Origin of the sequence: Micromonospora sp. WMMD1274, from assembly GCF_049179035.1 — a bacterium.
GTDB classification, from domain to species: Bacteria; Actinomycetota; Actinomycetes; order Mycobacteriales; family Micromonosporaceae; genus Micromonospora; species Micromonospora tulbaghiae.
The window spans coordinates 7,269,802-7,287,592 of sequence record NZ_JBMHMG010000001.1 but is presented as its reverse complement, the minus strand read 5'-3'; the positions used below and the strand labels follow the sequence as shown (position 1 = coordinate 7,287,592).

General features: G+C 72.1%; 14 protein-coding genes. 10 read left to right on the top strand and 4 right to left on the bottom strand.

From position 1 onward, the window contains the following. Positions 1 to 27: 27 nt before the first annotated feature. Positions 28 to 1,683: a glycoside hydrolase family 27 protein gene (locus ACN27D_RS34425; RefSeq protein ID WP_120569488.1), complete on the bottom strand. Its 1,656-nt coding sequence runs from the start codon at positions 1,681 to 1,683 to the stop codon at positions 28 to 30. Between the two features lie 639 nt (positions 1,684 to 2,322). Between ACN27D_RS34425 and araB the strand changes: the two genes are divergently transcribed. The 9 genes from araB to ACN27D_RS34380 all read left to right on the top strand — a co-directional run bounded on the left by araB (position 2,323) and on the right by ACN27D_RS34380 (position 14,612). Then, entirely contained in the window at positions 2,323 to 4,005 is a 1,683-nt protein-coding gene (gene araB, locus ACN27D_RS34420) for a ribulokinase (RefSeq protein ID WP_421501021.1), read from the top strand. Further along, on the top strand, positions 4,002 to 4,685 hold the full coding sequence (locus ACN27D_RS34415) for an L-ribulose-5-phosphate 4-epimerase (RefSeq protein ID WP_199733093.1): 684 nt from the start codon (positions 4,002 to 4,004) through the stop codon (positions 4,683 to 4,685). Before araB ends, ACN27D_RS34415 begins: the two co-directional genes overlap by 4 nt. A gap of 97 nt (positions 4,686 to 4,782) precedes the next feature. After that, positions 4,783 to 5,778 (top strand): ABC transporter substrate-binding protein, encoded by a 996-nt coding sequence (locus tag ACN27D_RS34410; RefSeq protein WP_120569490.1) that lies wholly within the window; start codon positions 4,783 to 4,785, stop codon positions 5,776 to 5,778. 73 nt (positions 5,779 to 5,851) lie between these two features. Beyond that, on the top strand, positions 5,852 to 7,393 hold the full coding sequence (locus ACN27D_RS34405) for a sugar ABC transporter ATP-binding protein (RefSeq protein ID WP_121683731.1): 1,542 nt from the start codon (positions 5,852 to 5,854) through the stop codon (positions 7,391 to 7,393). Further along, positions 7,390 to 8,460 carry an ABC transporter permease gene (locus ACN27D_RS34400; protein WP_120569492.1) on the top strand — a complete coding sequence of 357 codons (1,071 nt, stop codon included), beginning with the start codon at positions 7,390 to 7,392 and terminating at the stop codon, positions 8,458 to 8,460. Before ACN27D_RS34405 ends, ACN27D_RS34400 begins: the two co-directional genes overlap by 4 nt. Further along, complete coding sequence (yjfF, locus tag ACN27D_RS34395) at positions 8,457 to 9,449, top strand: galactofuranose ABC transporter, permease protein YjfF (protein WP_091417258.1); 993 nt, start codon at positions 8,457 to 8,459, stop codon at positions 9,447 to 9,449. The genes ACN27D_RS34400 and yjfF overlap by 4 nt, the downstream gene beginning before the upstream one ends. A 26-nt stretch (positions 9,450 to 9,475) precedes the next feature. Further along, a complete protein-coding gene (gene araA / locus ACN27D_RS34390; RefSeq protein ID WP_120569493.1) occupies positions 9,476 to 10,978 on the top strand; it encodes an L-arabinose isomerase in 1,503 nt (500 codons plus the stop codon). A gap of 248 nt (positions 10,979 to 11,226) precedes the next feature. Continuing rightward, complete coding sequence (locus ACN27D_RS34385) at positions 11,227 to 13,305, top strand: RICIN domain-containing protein (protein WP_421501020.1); 2,079 nt, start codon at positions 11,227 to 11,229, stop codon at positions 13,303 to 13,305. Between the two features lie 317 nt (positions 13,306 to 13,622). Further along, positions 13,623 to 14,612: a LacI family DNA-binding transcriptional regulator gene (locus ACN27D_RS34380; RefSeq protein WP_199733094.1), complete on the top strand. Its 990-nt coding sequence runs from the start codon at positions 13,623 to 13,625 to the stop codon at positions 14,610 to 14,612. A gap of 117 nt (positions 14,613 to 14,729) precedes the next feature. Here the strand turns inward: ACN27D_RS34380 and ACN27D_RS34375 are convergent, their stop codons facing one another. From ACN27D_RS34375 to ACN27D_RS34365, 3 genes are read right to left on the bottom strand one after another with little or no spacing between them, the layout of a single operon-like run. After that, the gene (locus tag ACN27D_RS34375) at positions 14,730 to 15,317 is read right to left on the bottom strand and encodes a copper resistance CopC family protein (protein ID WP_421501019.1); all 588 of its coding nucleotides are present in this window, start codon (positions 15,315 to 15,317) and stop codon (positions 14,730 to 14,732) included. 20 nt (positions 15,318 to 15,337) lie between these two features. Continuing rightward, a complete protein-coding gene (locus ACN27D_RS34370) occupies positions 15,338 to 16,564 on the bottom strand; it encodes a Dyp-type peroxidase (RefSeq protein ID WP_421501018.1) in 1,227 nt (408 codons plus the stop codon). Next, complete coding sequence (locus ACN27D_RS34365; protein ID WP_121683734.1) at positions 16,561 to 17,118, bottom strand: copper chaperone PCu(A)C; 558 nt, start codon at positions 17,116 to 17,118, stop codon at positions 16,561 to 16,563. Before ACN27D_RS34365 ends, ACN27D_RS34370 begins: the two co-directional genes overlap by 4 nt. Positions 17,119 to 17,347: 229 nt before the next feature. Between ACN27D_RS34365 and ACN27D_RS34360 the strand changes: the two genes are divergently transcribed. Then, the gene (locus ACN27D_RS34360; protein ID WP_013286817.1) at positions 17,348 to 17,752 is read left to right on the top strand and encodes a Fur family transcriptional regulator; all 405 of its coding nucleotides are present in this window, start codon (positions 17,348 to 17,350) and stop codon (positions 17,750 to 17,752) included. Positions 17,753 to 17,791 lie beyond the last annotated feature (39 nt).

Below are 17,791 nucleotides of genomic sequence, written 5' to 3'. Positions count from 1 at the left end.
CGACCGCCGTTCACCGGCCGCAGCCGCTCACACCCGGCTCCACCGTTGGTTGGTGTTGCCGTGGCAGGTCCAGACGATCACCCGCGTGCCGTTGGCGGTGCCCGCGTTGTCGACGTCGAGGCACAGGGACGGGAAGCGCACGTTGCTCACCGTGCCGTTGCCGTTGATCGTCCACTGCTGGTTGGTGCCGCCGTTGCAGTCCCAGATCTGCACCCGGGTGCCGGCCGTCGCGTTCGTCGGCACGTCCAGGCACTTGCCCAGCACCTGCAACGCCTGCCCGTTGGCGGTGAACTGCTGGTTGGCGTTGTTGTGGCAGTCCCAGATCAGCGTCCCGGTGCCGTTCGCGGTGCCGGCGTTGTCGACGTCGAGGCACCGGCCGGACGACTCGCTGCGCAGCCGGAACGTGGTCGGGACCGGCGGCGGGGTGGTGGTGCCGCCGCCGCTGACCCGGTAGACCACCGTGCCGTGCGCCGGGACGCTGGCGGAGATCGCGCCGCTGCTGCTGGAGGTGGCGTCGGTCCAGGCGTCGCGCAACGTGAACGAGCTGCCGCTCTTGCCGACCGCCGCCGCCGTGGTGGAGACCGTGGTGGTCGAGCTGCCCTGGTTGAACAGGGCGACCGCCACGTCGCCGTTGGCCAGCGGCTTGGCCAGCACCCGCCGGGTGCCGTCGAAGGAGACCTGGACCGCCTGGCGGCCGAGCGTGTCCTGGTTGATCGCGACCAGGTTCGCGTTGCGCAGGATCGCCAGCGTGGCCGCGCTCGCCGACCGTACGTCGTTGCCCATCATCAGCGGCGCCGCGAGCATCGACCAGAGCGCGAAGTGGCTGCGCATCTCGGTGTCGTTCATGCCACCGTTGCCCACCTCGAGCATGTCCGGGTCGTTGAACCCGCCGGGGGCGGCGTACCCGGCCAGCGGCACCGTGACGTCGACGATGTTCTGGATGCCCATCGGGTAGCCGTTGGTCTGGCCGGTGTTCCAGGCGTTGGTGATGTCCTCGGTGGTCCGCCAGAGGTTCGCCACGTCGCTCCAGTTGCGCTGCGGCCCGGTCTTGGCGTGGTAGCTGTTGGGGTTGATGCTGTAGACGATCGGCCGGCCGGTGGACGCCAGCGCGTCGCGCATGATGCCGAACCGCGCCACCTGGTCGTTGATCGTCCCGGTGCCGGAGCACCAGTCGTACTTGAGGTAGTCCACGCCCCAGGCGGCGAACTGCCGCGCGTCCTGGTACTCGTGGTTGAGGCTGCCGGTGGCGCCGGGGAACGCGCCGCCGACCTGGGCGCAGGTCTTGTCCAGCGGCACCTGGTAGATGCCGAACAGCAGGCCGCGGGCGTGCAGGTAGTCACCGAGCGACTTCATCCCGCTGGGGAACCGCTGCGGGTGCGCCTGGAGGTTGCCCTGCGCGTCCCGGTTCGGGTTGAACCAGCAGTCGTCCACGACGACGTACTTGTATCCGAGGTCGCGCAGGCCGTTGGCGACGATCGCGTCGGCGGTCTGGCGGATGAGCGTCTCGTTGATGTTGCAGCCGAAGGTGTTCCAGGTGTTCCACCCCATCGGCGGGGTCCGGGCGACGCCGTTGTCCAGCGCCCGGGCGGGGCGTGGGGCCACGGCCTGGTCGGTGACTGTGGCAGCGAGCGCCACCGCCGCGACACCCAGGACGGCGAGCGTCCGTCGGGTCCATTTGCGCACTGCGTCCTCCTCGGTGGCCGGGCGCCGTCCGTGCCGGCGCCCGGAGGGGAGCGGCCCGCCGGTCGCACGGCGTCGCCCGTGGTCCAGGGGACGGATGCGGCACGGCAGTTCCAGCGGCCGGTCGGTGCCGGCGGGCGCTCGTGGGTGGTGGGGTTCCGGCGGTCGACGGGGTCGCCGTCCGTCGCCGCCCGGCTGCGGCGCCGGGGTTTCCCGGACAGCGGCGCCACAGTGTGTGGGGATGGCGAAATGTTATCGCTGACATCAAACACTGTAAATAGGCTCACCACCTTCGGGTGGCCTGCGGCGACCGGCTGCCGAGGGCGTCGTCGCGAGAAAAAGGGCCGCTGAGCGGCCCTCTGAGCGGTCCGCGGCGGCGTCCGAGGGCTCGGGTCAGGGGTGGCGGAAGTGCCGAGAGATTTTCCGGAAGTTCCATCGATTGTTGTCGCTAACAGGCCGTCGGTCCGGGGTCTGGCCGCGCCGTCGGCGTGGATCTCTGGGCCGGCGGCCGGGCCGGTCCGTGCGGGGCGGCGGACGCCGGTTCCGGGCGCCGCCGCTCGTTACGCAGCTGTTGCTTGGACGTGTCTTGACGGATGTATATGTGAGCGCTAACACTAACTCCGTGACACGGCGGAGGTGCAAATGAGCGAAGTGGACGCGTCCGACCGGTACGTGATCGGCGTCGACTTCGGCACGCTGTCCGGGCGGGCACTGGTGGTCCGCGTCCGTGACGGCGCCGAACTGGGTACGGCGGTGCACGAGTACCGGCGCGGGGTCATCGAGACCGCGCTTCCCGACGGCGGCCCGGCGCTGCCCCCGGACTGGGCCCTGCAGGACCCCGACGACTACCGCGACGTGCTGCGCCACGCGGTGCCGGCCGCGCTCGCCGAGGCCGGCGTGGACCCGTCCCGGGTGGTGGGCATCGGCATCGACTTCACCGCCTGCACCGTGCTCCCGACGCTCGCCGACGGCACGCCGCTGTGCGAGATCCCGCAGTTGCGCGACCGGCCGCACGCCTGGGTGAAGCTCTGGAAGCACCACGCCGCGCAGCCGCACGCCGACCGGATCAACGCGCTGGCGGCCGAACGCGGCGAGCCGTGGCTCGGCCGCTACGGCGGCAAGATCTCCGCGGAGTGGCAGTTCGCCAAGGGCCTGCAGATCCTGGAGGAGGACCCGGAGGTCTACCGCCGGGCCGAGCGCTTCATCGAGGCCGCCGACTGGATCGTGTGGCAGCTGTGCGGCGCCGAGACGCGCAACGTCTGCACCGCCGGCTACAAGGGCATCCGGCAGGACGACCACTACCCGTCGGCCGACTACCTGGCCGCGCTCGCCCCCGGCTTCGCCGACTTCGTGACCAAGCTGGACGGTCCGCTGCTGCCGCTGGGCGCGCGGGCCGGCTCGCTCAGCGCCCGCGCCGCCGCCTGGACCGGGCTGCCCGAGGGCATCGCGGTCGCGGCCGGCAACGTCGACGCGCACGTCACCGCCGCCGCGGCCCAGGCGTTGCGGCCCGGCCGGCTGGTCGCCATCATGGGCACCTCCACCTGCCACGTCCTCAACGGCACGCACCCGGCCGAGGTGCCGGGCATGTGCGGTGTCGTCGACGGCGGCATCAGCCCCGGCGCCTGGGGCTTCGAGGCCGGGCAGAGCGGCGTGGGGGACATCTTCGGCTGGTTCGTACGCCACGCCGCCCCGGCCGGTTTCGACTCGCACGAGCAGCTCACCGAGGCCGCCGCCGCCCAGCCGGTCGGCGCGCACGGGCTGGTGGCGCTGGACTGGTGGAACGGCAACCGGTCCCTGCTGGTCAATCACGACCTCAGCGGGATGGTCGTCGGGCTGACGCTCGCCACCCGGCCGCCGGACGTCTACCGGGCGCTGCTGGAGGCCACCGCGTACGGCACCCGGATGATCGTCGAGGCGTTCGCGCAGGCCGGCGTGCCGGTCGACGACCTGGTGGTGGCCGGTGGACTCACCTCCAACCGGCTGCTCATGCAGATCTACGCCGACGTCACGAACCGGCCGCTGAGCATCATCGGCTCCGCCCAGGGCCCGGCGCTCGGCTCGGCCATCCACGCGGCGGTGGCCGCCGGGGCGTACCCGACGATCCACGAGGCGTCCGCCGCGATGGGGCGCATCGACGAGGCCGTCTACCGGCCCGTACCGGAGAACGTGCGCGCCTACGACGCCCTGTACGCCGAGTACCGCGCGTTGCACGACCACTTCGGTCGCGGCGCGAACGACGTCATGCTCCGCCTGCGGGCGATCCGCAACGCGGCCGTCGACGCCGCCGCGGACCGCGCCCCCGCGACCCTGGAGGTGGTCGGATGAACACCGAGGTGACCCGCCAGGTGGCCGCGCTGCGCGAGACGGTGGCCCGCCTGCACCGCGAGCTGACCCGCTACGACCTGGTGGCCTGGACCGCCGGCAACGTCTCGGCCCGCGTACCCGGTCAGGAGCTGATGGTCATCAAGCCCAGCGGGGTCGACTACGACGACCTGACCGCCGAGGCCATGGTGGTCTGCGACCTCAACGGCACGGTCGTCGACGGCGACGGCGCCCCGTCCAGCGACACCGCCGCGCACGCCTACGTCTACCGCGCGATGCCCGAGGTCGGCGGCGTCGTGCACACGCACAGCGGATACGCCACCGCCTGGGCGGCCCGCGGCGAGGCGATCCCGTGCTGGCTGACCGCGCAGGCCGACGAGTTCGGCGGGGAGATCCCGATCGGGCCGTTCGCGCTGATCGGCGGCGACGACATCGGCAAGGGCATCGTCAGCACGCTGTCCGGGCACCGATCACCCGCGGTGCTCATGCGCAACCACGGCGTCTTCACCATCGGCCGCGACGCCCGGGCGGCGGTCAAGGCCGCGGTGATGTGCGAGGACGTCGCCCGTACCGCACACCTGGCCCGCGCGCTCGGGCAGCCGGTGCCGATCGCGCCGGCCGACATCGACTCGCTCTACGACCGCTACCAGAACGTGTACGGCCAACGCCCGCCGGCGCCCTGACCCCGGACAGCGCCGCGCACCCCCCCACCACCACACCCGGGCCGCGCCGGTTCCCACCGGTCGCGCGCCCGGAACATCCAACCCCGGAGGAGAATCGATGAGAAGCAGGAGCACGGCACGCACGGTCATAGCGGCCTTCGCCGGCGTGCTGCTCGCCGCCAGCATGGCCGCGTGCGGCAACAGCGACACCGGCGGCGGTTCCGGCGACGGCAACGACAAGATCGTCCTGGGCTTCTCCCAGGTGGGCGCCGAGAGTGGCTGGCGTACCGCCAACACCACCTCGATCAAGGAGGCGGCGGCCGAGGCGGGCATCGAGCTGAAGTTCGACGACGCCCAGCAGAAGCAGGAGAACCAGATCAAGGCGATCCGCAACTTCATCCAGCAGAAGGTCGACGTGATCGCCTTCTCGCCGGTGGTGGAGTCGGGCTGGGACACCGTGCTCAAGGAGGCCAAGGACGCCAAGATCCCGGTGATCCTGACCGACCGCGCCGTCGACTCGGCCGACAAGTCGCTCTACAAGACGTTCCTCGGCTCGGACTTCGTCAAGGAGGGCCGCCTCGCCGGCGAGTGGCTGGTGGAGCAGAAGAAGGCGGCGTCCGGCCCGGTCACCATCGTGGAGCTTCAGGGCACCACCGGCTCGGCGCCGGCCAACGACCGGAAGAAGGGCTTCGCCGAGGCCATCGCCGCCAACCCCAACCTGAAGATCGTCGCCTCCCAGTCCGGTGACTTCACCCGCGCCGGCGGCAAGCAGGTGATGGAGCAGTTCCTCAAGGCCAACCCGAAGATCGACGTGCTCTTCGCGCACAACGACGACATGGGCCTGGGCGCGCTCGAGGCGATCACCGCGGCCGGCAAGACGCCCGGCAAGGACATCACCATCATCACCGTCGACGCGGTGAAGGACGGCATGCAGGCCCTCGCGGACGGCAAGTTCAACTTCATCGCCGAGTGCAGCCCGCTGCTCGGCCCGCAGCTGATGGACCTGGTCAAGAAGGTCAAGGCCGGCGAGGAGGTGCCCGCCCGGATCGAGACCGAGGAGACCACGTTCACCCAGGAGCAGGCCAAGGAGGCACTGCCCAACCGCAAGTACTGAGTCACCCCGGGGGTCGCCGTCGCAACCGACGGCGGCCCCCGTACCACCACCGTCGAAGAAGAGGTCCGATGGGATGACGGGTAACCGTCCGGTCCTGACCATGACCGGCATCAGCAAGACCTTCCCCGGGGTCCGCGCGCTGCACGACGTCGACTTCCGGCTGTTCCCGGGCGAGGTCCACGCCCTGATGGGCGAGAACGGCGCCGGCAAGTCCACCCTGATCAAGGTGTTGACCGGCGTCTACGGGACCGACGCGGGCGTCGTCACGCTCGACGGCGAGCAGGTCTCGTTCACCGGTCCGATGCAGGCCGCCGCGGCCGGTGTCAGCACCGTCTACCAGGAGGTCAACCTCTGCACCAACCTGTCGGTGGCGGAGAACGTCTTCATCGGCCGGGAACCCCGCCGCTTCGGCGCGGTGCGCTGGGGCGAGATGCGCCGCCGGGCCCGCGACCTGCTGGCCCGGCTCGACCTCGACCTCGACGTCTCCGCGCCGCTCGGCTCGTACTCGCTGGCGGTGCAGCAGATGGTCGCCATCGCCCGGGCGATCGACGTGCGGGCGCGGGTGCTGATCCTGGACGAGCCGACGTCCAGCCTGGACGCCGGCGAGGTGGCGCAGCTGTTCCGGATCATGCGGCAGCTGCGTGACGAGGGGATCGCGATCCTGTTCGTCACCCACTTCCTCGACCAGGTCTACGGCATCGCCGACCGGATCACCGTGCTGCGCAACGGCCGGCTCGTGGGGGAGTACCGCACCGAGGAGCTGCCGCAGTTCAGCCTGGTCGAGAAGATGATCGGGCAGGAGCTGGACGTGCTGGAGCGGCTCGACGAGCAGCAGAAGCGCGCCACCGTCGACGCCGGTGACGAGGCCCCGCTCGTGGACGCCGCCGAGCTGGGCCGGCGCGGCGCGGTCGCCCCGTTCAGCCTGCGCATCCACGCCGGTGAGGTGGTCGGCCTGGCCGGCCTGCTCGGCTCCGGCCGCACCGAGGTGGCACGGCTGATCTTCGGCGCGGACCGGGCCGACCACGGCCAGGTCCGGCTCGACGGCGGCCGGGCGCCGGTGCGCAACCCGATCCAGGCCATCGGCCAGGGCGTCGGGTTCTGCTCGGAGAACCGCCGGGCCGAGGGCATCGTCCCGGAACTCACGGTCCGGGAGAACATGATCCTGGCGATGCAGGCCGCGCGCGGCTGGCTGCGGCCGATCCCGCGCCGCCGCCAGGACGAGCTGGTCCGCAAGTACGTCGAGGCGCTGAGCATCCGCCCGGCCAACCCGGAGCTGCCGGTGCGCAACCTCTCCGGCGGCAACCAGCAGAAGGTGCTGCTGGCCCGCTGGCTGATCACCGAGCCGCGCCTGCTGATCCTGGACGAGCCGACCCGCGGCATCGACGTCGGTGCCAAGGCCGAGATCCAGAAGCTGGTGGTGCAGCTCTCCGACGGCGGCATGGCGGTGCTGTTCATCTCCGCCGAGCTGGAGGAGGTGCTGCGCCTGAGCCACCGGGTCGCGGTCATGCGCGACCGGGAGATGGTCGCCCAGCTCGACAACGACGACACGCTCGACGCCGACCGCGTCATGCGCACCATCGCCAGTGGAACGCCCCGGGAGGAGGTGACCCGATGACCGCCGTCGCCGACCGCCTCCGCCCGCTGACCGGCCACCGCCTGTTCTGGCCGGCACTCGTGCTCGTGGTCATGATCGCCGCGAACACCGTCTACCGTCCCGGCTTCCTCGCCGTCGAGGTCAAGAACGGCCATCTGTACGGCACGCCGATCGACATCCTCCGGCTGAGCGCGCCGCTGATCCTGGTCGCGCTCGGCATGACGCTCGTCATCGCCACCGGCGGCATCGACCTGTCGGTCGGCTCGCTCTGCGCGATCAGCGGCGCGATCGCCTGCCTGCACATCAGCGGGGCGGCCGACCAGAACAGCCCGGCCACTGTGGCCACCGCGCTCGCCCTGGCCTTCGGCGCCGCGCTCGTGCTCGGCGCGTGGAACGGGATACTCGTGGCGGTCATCGGCATCCAGCCGATCATCGCCACGCTGATCCTCATGGTGGCCGGGCGGGGCATCGCCCAGCTCGTCACCGAGGGCCAGATCATCACCATCAACTCCGGTCCGTACCGGGCGATCGGGCTCGGGCACTTCCTGACGCTGCCGCTGGCCATCCTGATCGCGCTCGCCGCCGCGCTGCTCGTGGCCGCGTTCACCCGGCGCACCGCGCTGGGGCTGATCGTCGAGTCGGTCGGCGGCAACGCCGAGGCCAGCCGGCTCGCCGGCATCCGGTCGCGGCGCATCGTCTTCCTCGTCTACGTGATCAGCGCCGTCTGCGCGGCGCTCGCCGGTTTCATGGTCACCGCCAACGTCTCCAGCGCCGACGGCAACGCCGCCGGTCTGTGGATCGAGCTCGACGCGATCCTGGCGGTCGTCATCGGCGGCACCTCGCTGGCCGGCGGCCGGTTCTCCCTCGGCGGCACCGTCCTCGGCGCGCTGATCATCCAGACCCTGACCACCACGGTGTACGCCATGAACATCTCGCCGCAGACGTCGCTGCTGTTCAAGGCGGTCGTCGTCATCGCCGTCTGCCTCGTCCAGGCTCCGGCGTTCCGGGCCCGGCTGCGCCGGCGCCGGCGCGGGGCCGAACCCGGCCCGGCGGCCCCGCAGCGGGAGAAGGAGCAGGTGCCGGCATGAGCAGCACGTCGTTGACCACCGGCCGGTCCTGGCGGCCCAGCCTGCCCCGGCGGCACGTCCCGGTGCTGGCCACGCTCGCCCTGCTGCTGGTCATGTACGGCATCGGCGTGTCCCAGTACCGCGCCTTCTCCAACGTCCAGGTCGTCTTCAACGTCTTCATCGACAACGGGTTCCTGCTCGTCGTCGCGGTGGGCATGACGTTCGTGATCCTCACCGGCGGTATCGACCTGTCAGTCGGCTCGGTGGTGGCGATGACCGCGATGGTGTCGGCGTCGTTGCTGCGCGACGGCCTGCCCGCGGCCCTGGTGCTGGTGATCGCGCTGCTGATCGGCCCGACGCTCGGTTTCCTGATGGGCTGCGCGATCCACTTCTTCGAGATCCAGCCGTTCATCGTGACACTCGCCGGGATGTTCTTCGCCCGGGGCATGTGCACGTTCATCAGCGACTCCTCCATCTCCATCACCGACGGTTTCTGGACCTCGATGTCGCAGCAGCGCATCGGCGACCCGGCCGGCAACTTCGTGTCGATCAGCGTGCTGATCGCGTTCGCGGTGGTGCTGATCGCGGCGTACGTGCTGGCGTACACCCGGTTCGGCCGCAACGTGTACGCGGTCGGCGGCAACGCGCAGTCGGCCCTGCTGATGGGCCTGCCGGTGGCGCGGACCCGGATCGCCGTCTACACGATCAGCGGGCTCTGCTCGGCGATCGGCGGCATCCTGCTGTCGTTCTACACGCTGTCCGGCGCGCCGCTGATCGCCGTCGGGATGGAGCTGGACGTGATCGCCGCCGTGGTGATTGGCGGCACCGTGCTCACCGGCGGCTCCGGGTACGTCTTCGGCACCGTGCTCGGCGTGCTGGTGCTGGGCGTGATCCAGACCCTGATCACGTTCGACGGCAGCCTCAACTCCTGGTGGACCAAGATCGTGATCGGCGGCCTGCTGTTCGCGTTCATCCTCCTCCAGCGCCTCATCGGCATCCGGTTCAAGTGACGGTTCCTAGCGCGGAAGGCAACAACATGGCAACTCACCCCCAGCCCGAGGTCTGGTTCCTCACCGGCAGCCAGGGCCTCTACGGCGAGGACACCCTGCGGCAGGTCGCCGAGCAGTCCCGGCAGATCGCCGCGCGCCTGGACGAGTCGCCGGACATCCCCGTACGCGTGGTCTGGAAGCCGGTCCTCACCTCCAGCGCGGACATCCTCGCGGCCTGCCGGGACGCGGCGGCGCAGGGCGCGGTCGGGGTGATCGCCTGGATGCACACGTTCTCCCCGGCCAAGATGTGGATCTCCGGGCTGGACGCGCTGCGCACGCCGCTGCTGCACCTGCACACGCAGGCCAACGTGGCGCTGCCGTGGGACGAGATCGACATGGACTTCATGAACCTCAACCAGGCCGCGCACGGCGACCGGGAGTTCGGGTTCATCCAGACCCGGCTCGGGGTGGCCCGCAAGACCGTCGCCGGTCACGTCACCGACCCGCGGGTCGTCGGGCGGGTCGCGGCGTGGGCCCGCGCCGCGATCGGCTGGTCGGCGGTGCGGACGCTGCGGCTGGCCCGCTTCGGCGACAACATGCGCGACGTCGCGGTCACCGAGGGGGACAAGGTCGAGGCCGAGCTGCGCTTCGGCGTCTCGGTCAACACCTACGGCGTCAACGACCTGGTCGCCGCCGTCGACCAGGTGCCCGAGGCCCAGGTCGACGACCTGGTCAAGGAGTACGACGACACCTACCGCGTCGCGTCCGAGCTGCGGCCCGGTGGGGACCGGCACGACTCCCTGCGGTACGCGGCGCGCCAGGAGCTGGGCCTGCGCGCGTTCCTCGACGCCGGTGGGTTCCGGGCGTTCACCACGAACTTCGAGGACCTCGGCGGGCTGCGGCAGCTCCCCGGCATCGCGGTGCAGCGCCTGATGGCCGACGGCTACGGCTTCGGCGGCGAGGGGGACTGGAAGACCTCGGTGCTGGTGCACACGCTCAAGGCGATGGCCGTCGGCGTGCCGGGCGGCACCTCGTTCATGGAGGACTACACCTACGACCTGACGTTCGGTCAGGAGCTGATCCTCGGCGCGCACATGCTGGAGGTGTGCCCGAGCATCGCCGCCGACGTGCCGAGCGCGGAGGTGCACCCGCTGAGCATCGGCGGGCGGGAGGACCCGGTACGCCTGGTGTTCGACGCGGCGCCGGGCCCGGCTGTCGTGCTGGGCATGGCGGACATGGGGGAGCGGTTCCGGCTGGTCGCCAACGCGGTGGACGTGGTGCCGCCGCCGCACCCGCTGCGCCGCCTCCCGGTGGCCCGCGCGGTCTGGCGTCCGCAGCCCGACCTGGCCGGCTCGGCGGAGGCGTGGATCACCGCCGGCGCACCGCACCACACCGTGCTCTCCCAGGCCGTCGGCGTGGAGGAGCTGCGCGACCTGGCCGCGATGGCCCGGACCGAACTGGTGGTCATCGACGCCGAGACGCGCCCGCACCGCTTCGCCGACGAGCTGCGCTGGAACCAGGCGTACTACCGGCTCGCCCGGGGTTTCTGAGCCGCCGCCCGCCGTCCGTGCCGGCCCGCGCGGCGGGCCGCACGTTACGCCTTGACGAACGGCATGTTATCGCTCACAGTCGATGGATAGGGTCACCGGCACCGCTCGCGGGCCGTTCCGGGCGCGATCTGCGCCGCAGTTGCCAGGGATCCGACTCTCGCCTGGGTGGGCGTCGCTGTTAGCGATAACGCCGCCGTCGTCGGCGCGTGCCGCCGCGCCCGGGCTCCGGTCGACGAAGGAGGATCGTGGTGACGGCTCGACTGTCCCGTGGGCGTGGAAGCCTGTCCCGGCTGCTGGCCGGGGTGGTGGCGCTGCTTGTCGGCGGCGTGGTGGTGGGCGCCGTACCGGCGCCGGTATCGGCCGCCACTGTGGACACCAGCGCGTACTACGTGCTGGTGAACCGCAACAGCGGCAAGGCGCTGGACCTGTACAACCAGGCCACCAACGACGGCGCGCGGATCACCCAGTGGACGCGCAACGACGGCGCCTGGCAGCAGTGGCAGTTCGTGGACTCCGGCGGTGGCTACTACCGGCTGCGCTCCCGGCACTCGGGCAAGGTGCTCGACGTGACCGGCGCGTCCACCGCCAACGGCGCGGCGGTGGTCCAGTGGACCGACCACGGCGGCACCAACCAGCAGTTCCGGCTGGCCGACTCCGACAGCGGGTACGTCCGGCTGATCAACCGGAACTCGAACAAGGTGGTGGAGGTGCAGAACGCCTCCACCGCCGACGGCGGCAACATCGTCCAGTACGACGACTGGAACGGCGCGAACCAGCAGTGGCAGCTCGTCCGCGTCGGCGACAACCCCGGCAACCCGGGCACCCCGGGCGGCAGCTTCACCAACCCGGCCGTCTGGCAGGACTTCGCCGACGTCGACATCATCCGGGTCGGCGACGTCTACTACATGTCCGCCTCCACCATGCACTACTCGCCGGGCGCGCCGGTGCTGCGCTCCTGGGACCTGGTGAACTGGGAGTTCGCCGGGCACTCCGTACCGCGGCTGGACTTCGGCTCGAAGTACGACCTGAGCAGCAGTGAGCACGCGTACGTGGACGGCATCTGGGCGTCGACGCTGAACTACCGGCCGAGCAACCGCACGTTCTACTGGGCCGGGTGCATCGACTTCGCGCAGACCCACATCTACACCGCGGGCGCCGTCGACGGGGCGTGGAGCCGCCTGGCCACCATCCCCAACTGCTACTACGACGCCGGCATGCTGATCGACGACAACGACACCATGTACGTCGCGTACGGCAACGGCACGATCAGCGTGGCCCAGCTCTCCGCCGACGGGCGCAGCCAGGTCCGGGCCCAGCAGGTCTACCAGACGCCGTCGAGCATCGGCACGCTGGAGGGCGCGCGCTTCTACAAGCGCAACCGCGCGTACTACATCTGGCTGACCCGTCCGGCCAACGGCCAGTACGTGCTGAAGTCCACGAACGGCCCGTTCGGCCCGTACGAGCAGCGGCAGGTGCTGCTCAACCTGCCCGGCCCGATCTCCGGCGGCGGCGTGCCGCACCAGGGCGGGCTGGTGCAGACGCAGACCGGCGCCTGGTACTACATGGCGTTCACCGACGCCTACCCGGGCGGCCGGATGCCGACGCTGGCGCCGATCACCTGGACCTCCGACGGCTGGCCGCAGGTGCAGACCGTCAACGGCACCTGGGGCGCGAGCTACCCCAACCCGCTGCCGACCCGCCCGGTCAAGCCGCTCACCGGCACCGACACGTTCTCCGGCACCACGCTCGGCGTGCAGTACGAGTGGAACCACAACCCGGACAACAGCAGGTGGTCGGTGAACAACGGCCTGCGCCTGCAGACCGCCAGTGTGACGAACGACCTGTACCGGGCCCGCAACACGCTCACCCACCGCATCCAGGGCCCCACCTCGACCGGCACGATCGAGCTGGACTACTCGGGCATGCGCGACGGTGACCGGGCCGGCCTGGCGATGCTGCGCGACAGTTCGGCCTGGATCGGCGTACGGCGGGACAACGGCGCGACGCGGGTGGTGATGACGAACGGCCTGACCATGGGCTCGAACAACTGGAACACCACCAGCACCGGTACGGAGATCGCCAGTGCGGCGGTGTCCGGCGGGCGGATCTGGCTGCGGGCCAACGCCGACATCCGGCCCGGCTCCGGACGGCAGGCGCGGTTCTCCTACAGCACCGACGGGGTGAACTTCGTACCGCTCGGGAACGCGCTGACGCTCAACAACGCGTGGCAGTTCTTCATGGGGTACCGGTTCGGCTTCTTCAACTACGCCACCCAATCGCTGGGTGGCGCGGTGACGGTGCGGCAGTTCTCGCTGACAACACCGTGACAACGGTCACCATTCGCGGCCGTTGACACATCTTCAATAGCCCGGGGTGGGGCACCGGCAATCACCGGAAATGCCGCACCCCGGGCTCAATTCCACAGCTCCCGAGCTGCCTGTTCACGCCGCTGCGTAACGGAAGGGAATGAGCCGTCGGTCGATTCCGCGATATCGCCGCGCCACGATGTGAACGGTCGATCCACGGTGCCGATACCGATGGGACCGCTGGCGTAGACTGTCGCCACCCGGGCCGGTCCGGTCGAGATCGACCGGGTGTGGCCGCGGGCAGTGGCGAAAGTGAGGTGGCCGTGCGCGGTCCTGCGATGACGGACGTGGCCCGCCTCGCCGGGGTGTCGCACCAGACGGTCTCCCGGGTGCTCAACGGGCATCCCAACGTGCGTGAGCAGACCCGGCTGCGGGTGCAGGCCGCCATCACCGAACTCGGCTACCGGCCCAACCGCGCGGCCCGCGCACTGGTGACCGGCCGGTCCCAGGTGATCGGCGTGGTCGCGCAGAACACCACGCTCTACGGTCCGGCGTCACTGCTGGCCGCGCTGGAGCAGGCGGCCGCCGAGGCCGGTTTCGCGGTGAGCGTCGGCAGCGTCCGCGACCTCGACCACCGTTCCATCTCGGCCGCCGTGGAACGGCACCTGGCGCACCGGGTCGCCGGCATAGTGGTCATCGCGCCGGTCGAGTCCGCCGGGGAGGCGCTGGAACGGCTGCCCCAGGACGTGCCGCTGGTGACTGTCGACGGCGACCCGCGCCGGCCGATCCCCTTGGTGACTGTCGACCAGGTCGCCGGCGCCCGGGCCGCCACCGAGCACCTCCTCGCCGCCGGGCACCGCACGGTGTGGCACGTGTCCGGCCCGTCGGACTGGTTCGACAGCGCCGGCCGGATCGAGGGGTGGCGCGAGGCGCTGCGGCAGGCCGGCGCCGAGATCCCGCCGCTGGTCCCGGCCGACTGGTCGGCGGCGGCGGGCTACCGGTGCGGGCAGATGCTGGCCCGGATGCCGGAGGTCACCGCCGTCTTCACCGCCAACGACCACCTGGCGCTGGGCGTGCTGCGGGCGCTGCACGAGCACGGCCGCCGCGTCCCCGACGACATCAGCGTGGTCGGGTTCGACGACGTCCCCGAGGCGGCGTACTTCATCCCGCCGCTGACCACGGTGCGGCCGGACTTCGGCGCGGTCGCCGCGGCCAGCCTCGACCTGCTCCTGGCACAGATCGAGTCGCCGACCGTCGGGCCGCTGCGGCAGACGATCGCGCCGACGCTGGTGCCGCGCCGCAGCGTCGGCCCGCCGCCCGCCCGCTGAGCCGCTCGCGGCCCGCTCACCGTCGCCGGCCCGCCGACGGGCCGGCGCTCACTCACCCGGGGCCGGCCCGCCGAGGGCCCGTGCACCCCGCCGCGATCCCGCCGTGCGGTCCGGTCGTCAGTGGTCAGTGCGACGAGCGCGCGCCCGGCGCGCGACCAGCAGCGCGATCCCGGCGACCACGAGCAGCCCGGCGACCGCCCCACCGGCCAGCAGCGCGACCGGCCGGTCGTCGTCGCCGGACCGCGCGACCGAGGCATCCGGCTCGCCCGCGGCGTCCGTGCCGGTCGACGCGGGAGCCGCCGACGACGCGGGAGCGGACGGCGCGGGCGCGGCCGGGTCGGCGACGGTGAAGCGGTACGACCCCTGGACCGGGTGGCCGTCGCGGGACACCACCCGGTACGCGACGGTGTAGGTGCCGTTGCCCAGCGGCTCGTCGATCGTCACCGTGCCGGTGGCGCCGTCCACCGCCGGTGCGGAGGTGGGCACCGTGCGCTGACCGGCGTCGCTGACCGTGATGGTGGTGAACGAGGGGTTCAGCCGTTGCAGGAACCGCAGCGTGACCTGCGTCGGCGCGGCGGTGAGCCGGGCGTCGCGCGCGGGCGTGGCCTCCTGGAGCGAGTTGTGCGCCGCCGCGGGCGTGGCCGGGACCAGCAGCAGTGCGGTGAGGACCGCGGCGAGCAGCGCGGTGACGGAACGGGTACGCATGACGCGCCTTCCTGTGGTGGTCAGCCGAGCAGTTGCCGGCCGATCCAGCTGCCCTCGGGGCAGCCGGGCGGTACGGCGAACACGGCGGAGCCGATCGGGGTGGTCCACTCGTTGAGCAGGTCGCGCTCGGCGAGCCGGCGTTGGACGGGCAGGAACTGGCGGGCGACGTCGGCCTGGTACGAGGCGAAGACGAGGCCGCTGTCCGCGTTCCCCTCGGGAGTCGGCACGCCGTCGTAGTTGTAGGGCCGGCGCAGGATCTTCTGCCGGTCGTCGGTGACGCGGGCCCGGGTCAGGTGCGAGAAGTCGGGGATGACGGTGAGCCCGTCCGGGCCGAGCGCGGCGAAGTCCGGCTCGTCGTGTTCGGCCCGGCCGGTCAGCGGCGCGCCGGTGTCGAGACGCCGCCCGACGGCGAGCTCCCGGTCGGTGCGGCCCAGCAGGTCCCAGGTCTCCAGGTTCATGCTGATCCGCCGCACCACGAGCGTCGTCGAGTCGCGCAGCCAGTCCGGTCCGTCAGTCACCCACACCGCGGTGTCGGCCGGCGTGCCGGGCTTCGGGTTGGCGGTGCCGTCGAGCTGCCCGAACAGGTTGCGCTGGGTACGCCCCGGCTCGGCGCCGGCCGCCCGGCGGAAGCCCTGCTGCACCCAGCGGACGACGGCGAACGGGCGGCTGTCCTTGACCAGGACCCGCTGGGCGTGGGCGACGGTGAGCGGGTCGTCGGCGCAGATCTGGAGCAGCAGGTCCCCGCCGGACCAGCGGGGTTGCAGCCGGTCGATGCCGAACGCGGGCAGCTCGGCCACCGAGGCGGGCCGGCGGTCGTCGAGCCCGGCGGCGGCGTAGAGCCCGGGGCCGAAGCCGAACGTGACGGTGAGCCGGGCCGGCAGCACGCTCAGTTCCGGCTCGGTGTCGGCCAACGCCGGGCGGCCCTGGGTGAGCCGGGCCGCGTCGTCGGAGAGCAGCCGCAGCATCCGCCCGAGCGCCGCCCGGTCGGTGCCGGGGCGCAGCGTGAACGCGACGAACGCCGCGTGTGCCTGCGGGTCGGTGGTGACGCCGGACTGCCGGGTGCCGTGGAACGGCTCGACCGCGCTGCCGACGTGTGCCACCGGGACGGCGTCGTCGGGGCGTACCCCCTGGGGACGGACGACGGCGAGGGCGCCCGCGCCGGTCAGCGCGCCCCCGGCGGCCATCGCGCCGCCGGTGAGCAGGCCACGCCGGCTCACCCGGCGGGCGGGTGTGCCGGTGCCGGTCATGACGCCGGGCTCGCGCCGTGTCCGGGGGCGTACGTCTCCTGGGCGCCGGTGAACGGCTTCGCCACGGCGGTGAACGTCTGGGTCCGGCCGTCGGCGAAGGTGAGCGTGATGTCGAGCTGGTCGCCGGCCCGCACCGGGCGGGTCAGGTCCATCAGCATCAGGTGGTCGCCGCCGGGTTCCAGGGCGGCCCGGGAGCGGGCGGCGACGACGACGCCGCCCTGCTTCTGCCGCATCGTCATCGTCCCGTCGGTCATGGCCATCTCGTGGATCTCGGCCCGGGACACGTCGGTGGTCACCCCGGTGATCGTGACGTCGGTGTCGCCGTCGTTGGCGAGCGTTGCGAACGCGGCGGTCATGCCCTTGTCGGCGGCCTTCACCCACGGGTCGCTGACGGTGAGCACGCCCGCCGCCGCGCTCGCCGACGCCGACGCCGAGCCCGGCGGGGCGGCGGACGGCGTGCCGGAGGACCCGCAGGCGGTGACCGACGCGGCGAGCACGGCGGCGCCGATCAGGGCCGCCGGGCGCAGGAAGCGGCGGCTGGTGGTGCTGGGCATGACGTCGTCCCCTCGAAGATCCGGTGTTCGTACCGTTTGTCGGCGCGGCACGCCGGATAGTTCCGGCCGGGGCGGTCGGGCACGTCACACCGCAGGCGGCGGAGCGTCCCGGACCCGGGATCGGCGGTGCGGCCGGAAGGCATAATGGTTCCGGGTGTCACGTGGCGCGCCGGGCGCGGCCGCGGCCGGACGAGGGTGCCGGGCGGGCGCCCGGACGAGGGAGGCGACGGTGACCCAGGCGACGACCGGGGCGACCCGCAACACCCGTCAGCGCGCCGAGGTGCTGGCGCTGCTGCGGGAGTTGGACGGCTTCCACAGCGCGCAGCAGCTGCACCAGATGCTCGTCCAGCGGCAGGCGAAGGTCGGCCTGACCACCGTGTACCGGACGCTCCAGATGCTCGTCGACAACGGCGAGATCGACTCGGCGCGGTTGCCCGGCGGCGAGCACCTCTACCGCCGGTGCAGCCAGAGCCGCCATCACCACCACCTGGTCTGCCGCCGCTGCGGCCGGGCCGTGGAGGTGGCCGGCCCGGCCGTCGAGCGGTGGGCCGACCAGGTCGCCGCCCAGCACGGCTTCACCGACGTCGGGCACACCCTGGAGATCTTCGGCACCTGCGACCGCTGCGCCGCCTGAGCGGTGCCCGGGCGGGCGGTGGCCCGCCCGCGCGTCCGG

Coding starts and splice junctions, on each gene's coding strand:
- araB (WP_421501021.1), top strand. CDS start 2,323: ATGAGCGAAGTGGACGCGTCCGACCGGTACGTGATCGGCGTCGACTTC.
- ACN27D_RS34415 (WP_199733093.1), top strand. CDS start 4,002: ATGAACACCGAGGTGACCCGCCAGGTGGCCGCGCTGCGCGAGACGGTG.
- ACN27D_RS34410 (WP_120569490.1), top strand. CDS start 4,783: ATGAGAAGCAGGAGCACGGCACGCACGGTCATAGCGGCCTTCGCCGGC.
- ACN27D_RS34405 (WP_121683731.1), top strand. CDS start 5,852: ATGACGGGTAACCGTCCGGTCCTGACCATGACCGGCATCAGCAAGACC.
- ACN27D_RS34400 (WP_120569492.1), top strand. CDS start 7,390: ATGACCGCCGTCGCCGACCGCCTCCGCCCGCTGACCGGCCACCGCCTG.
- yjfF (WP_091417258.1), top strand. CDS start 8,457: ATGAGCAGCACGTCGTTGACCACCGGCCGGTCCTGGCGGCCCAGCCTG.
- araA (WP_120569493.1), top strand. CDS start 9,476: ATGGCAACTCACCCCCAGCCCGAGGTCTGGTTCCTCACCGGCAGCCAG.
- ACN27D_RS34380 (WP_199733094.1), top strand. CDS start 13,623: ATGACGGACGTGGCCCGCCTCGCCGGGGTGTCGCACCAGACGGTCTCC.
- ACN27D_RS34375 (WP_421501019.1), bottom strand. CDS start 15,317: ATGCGTACCCGTTCCGTCACCGCGCTGCTCGCCGCGGTCCTCACCGCA.
- ACN27D_RS34370 (WP_421501018.1), bottom strand. CDS start 16,564: ATGACCGGCACCGGCACACCCGCCCGCCGGGTGAGCCGGCGTGGCCTG.
- ACN27D_RS34365 (WP_121683734.1), bottom strand. CDS start 17,118: ATGCCCAGCACCACCAGCCGCCGCTTCCTGCGCCCGGCGGCCCTGATC.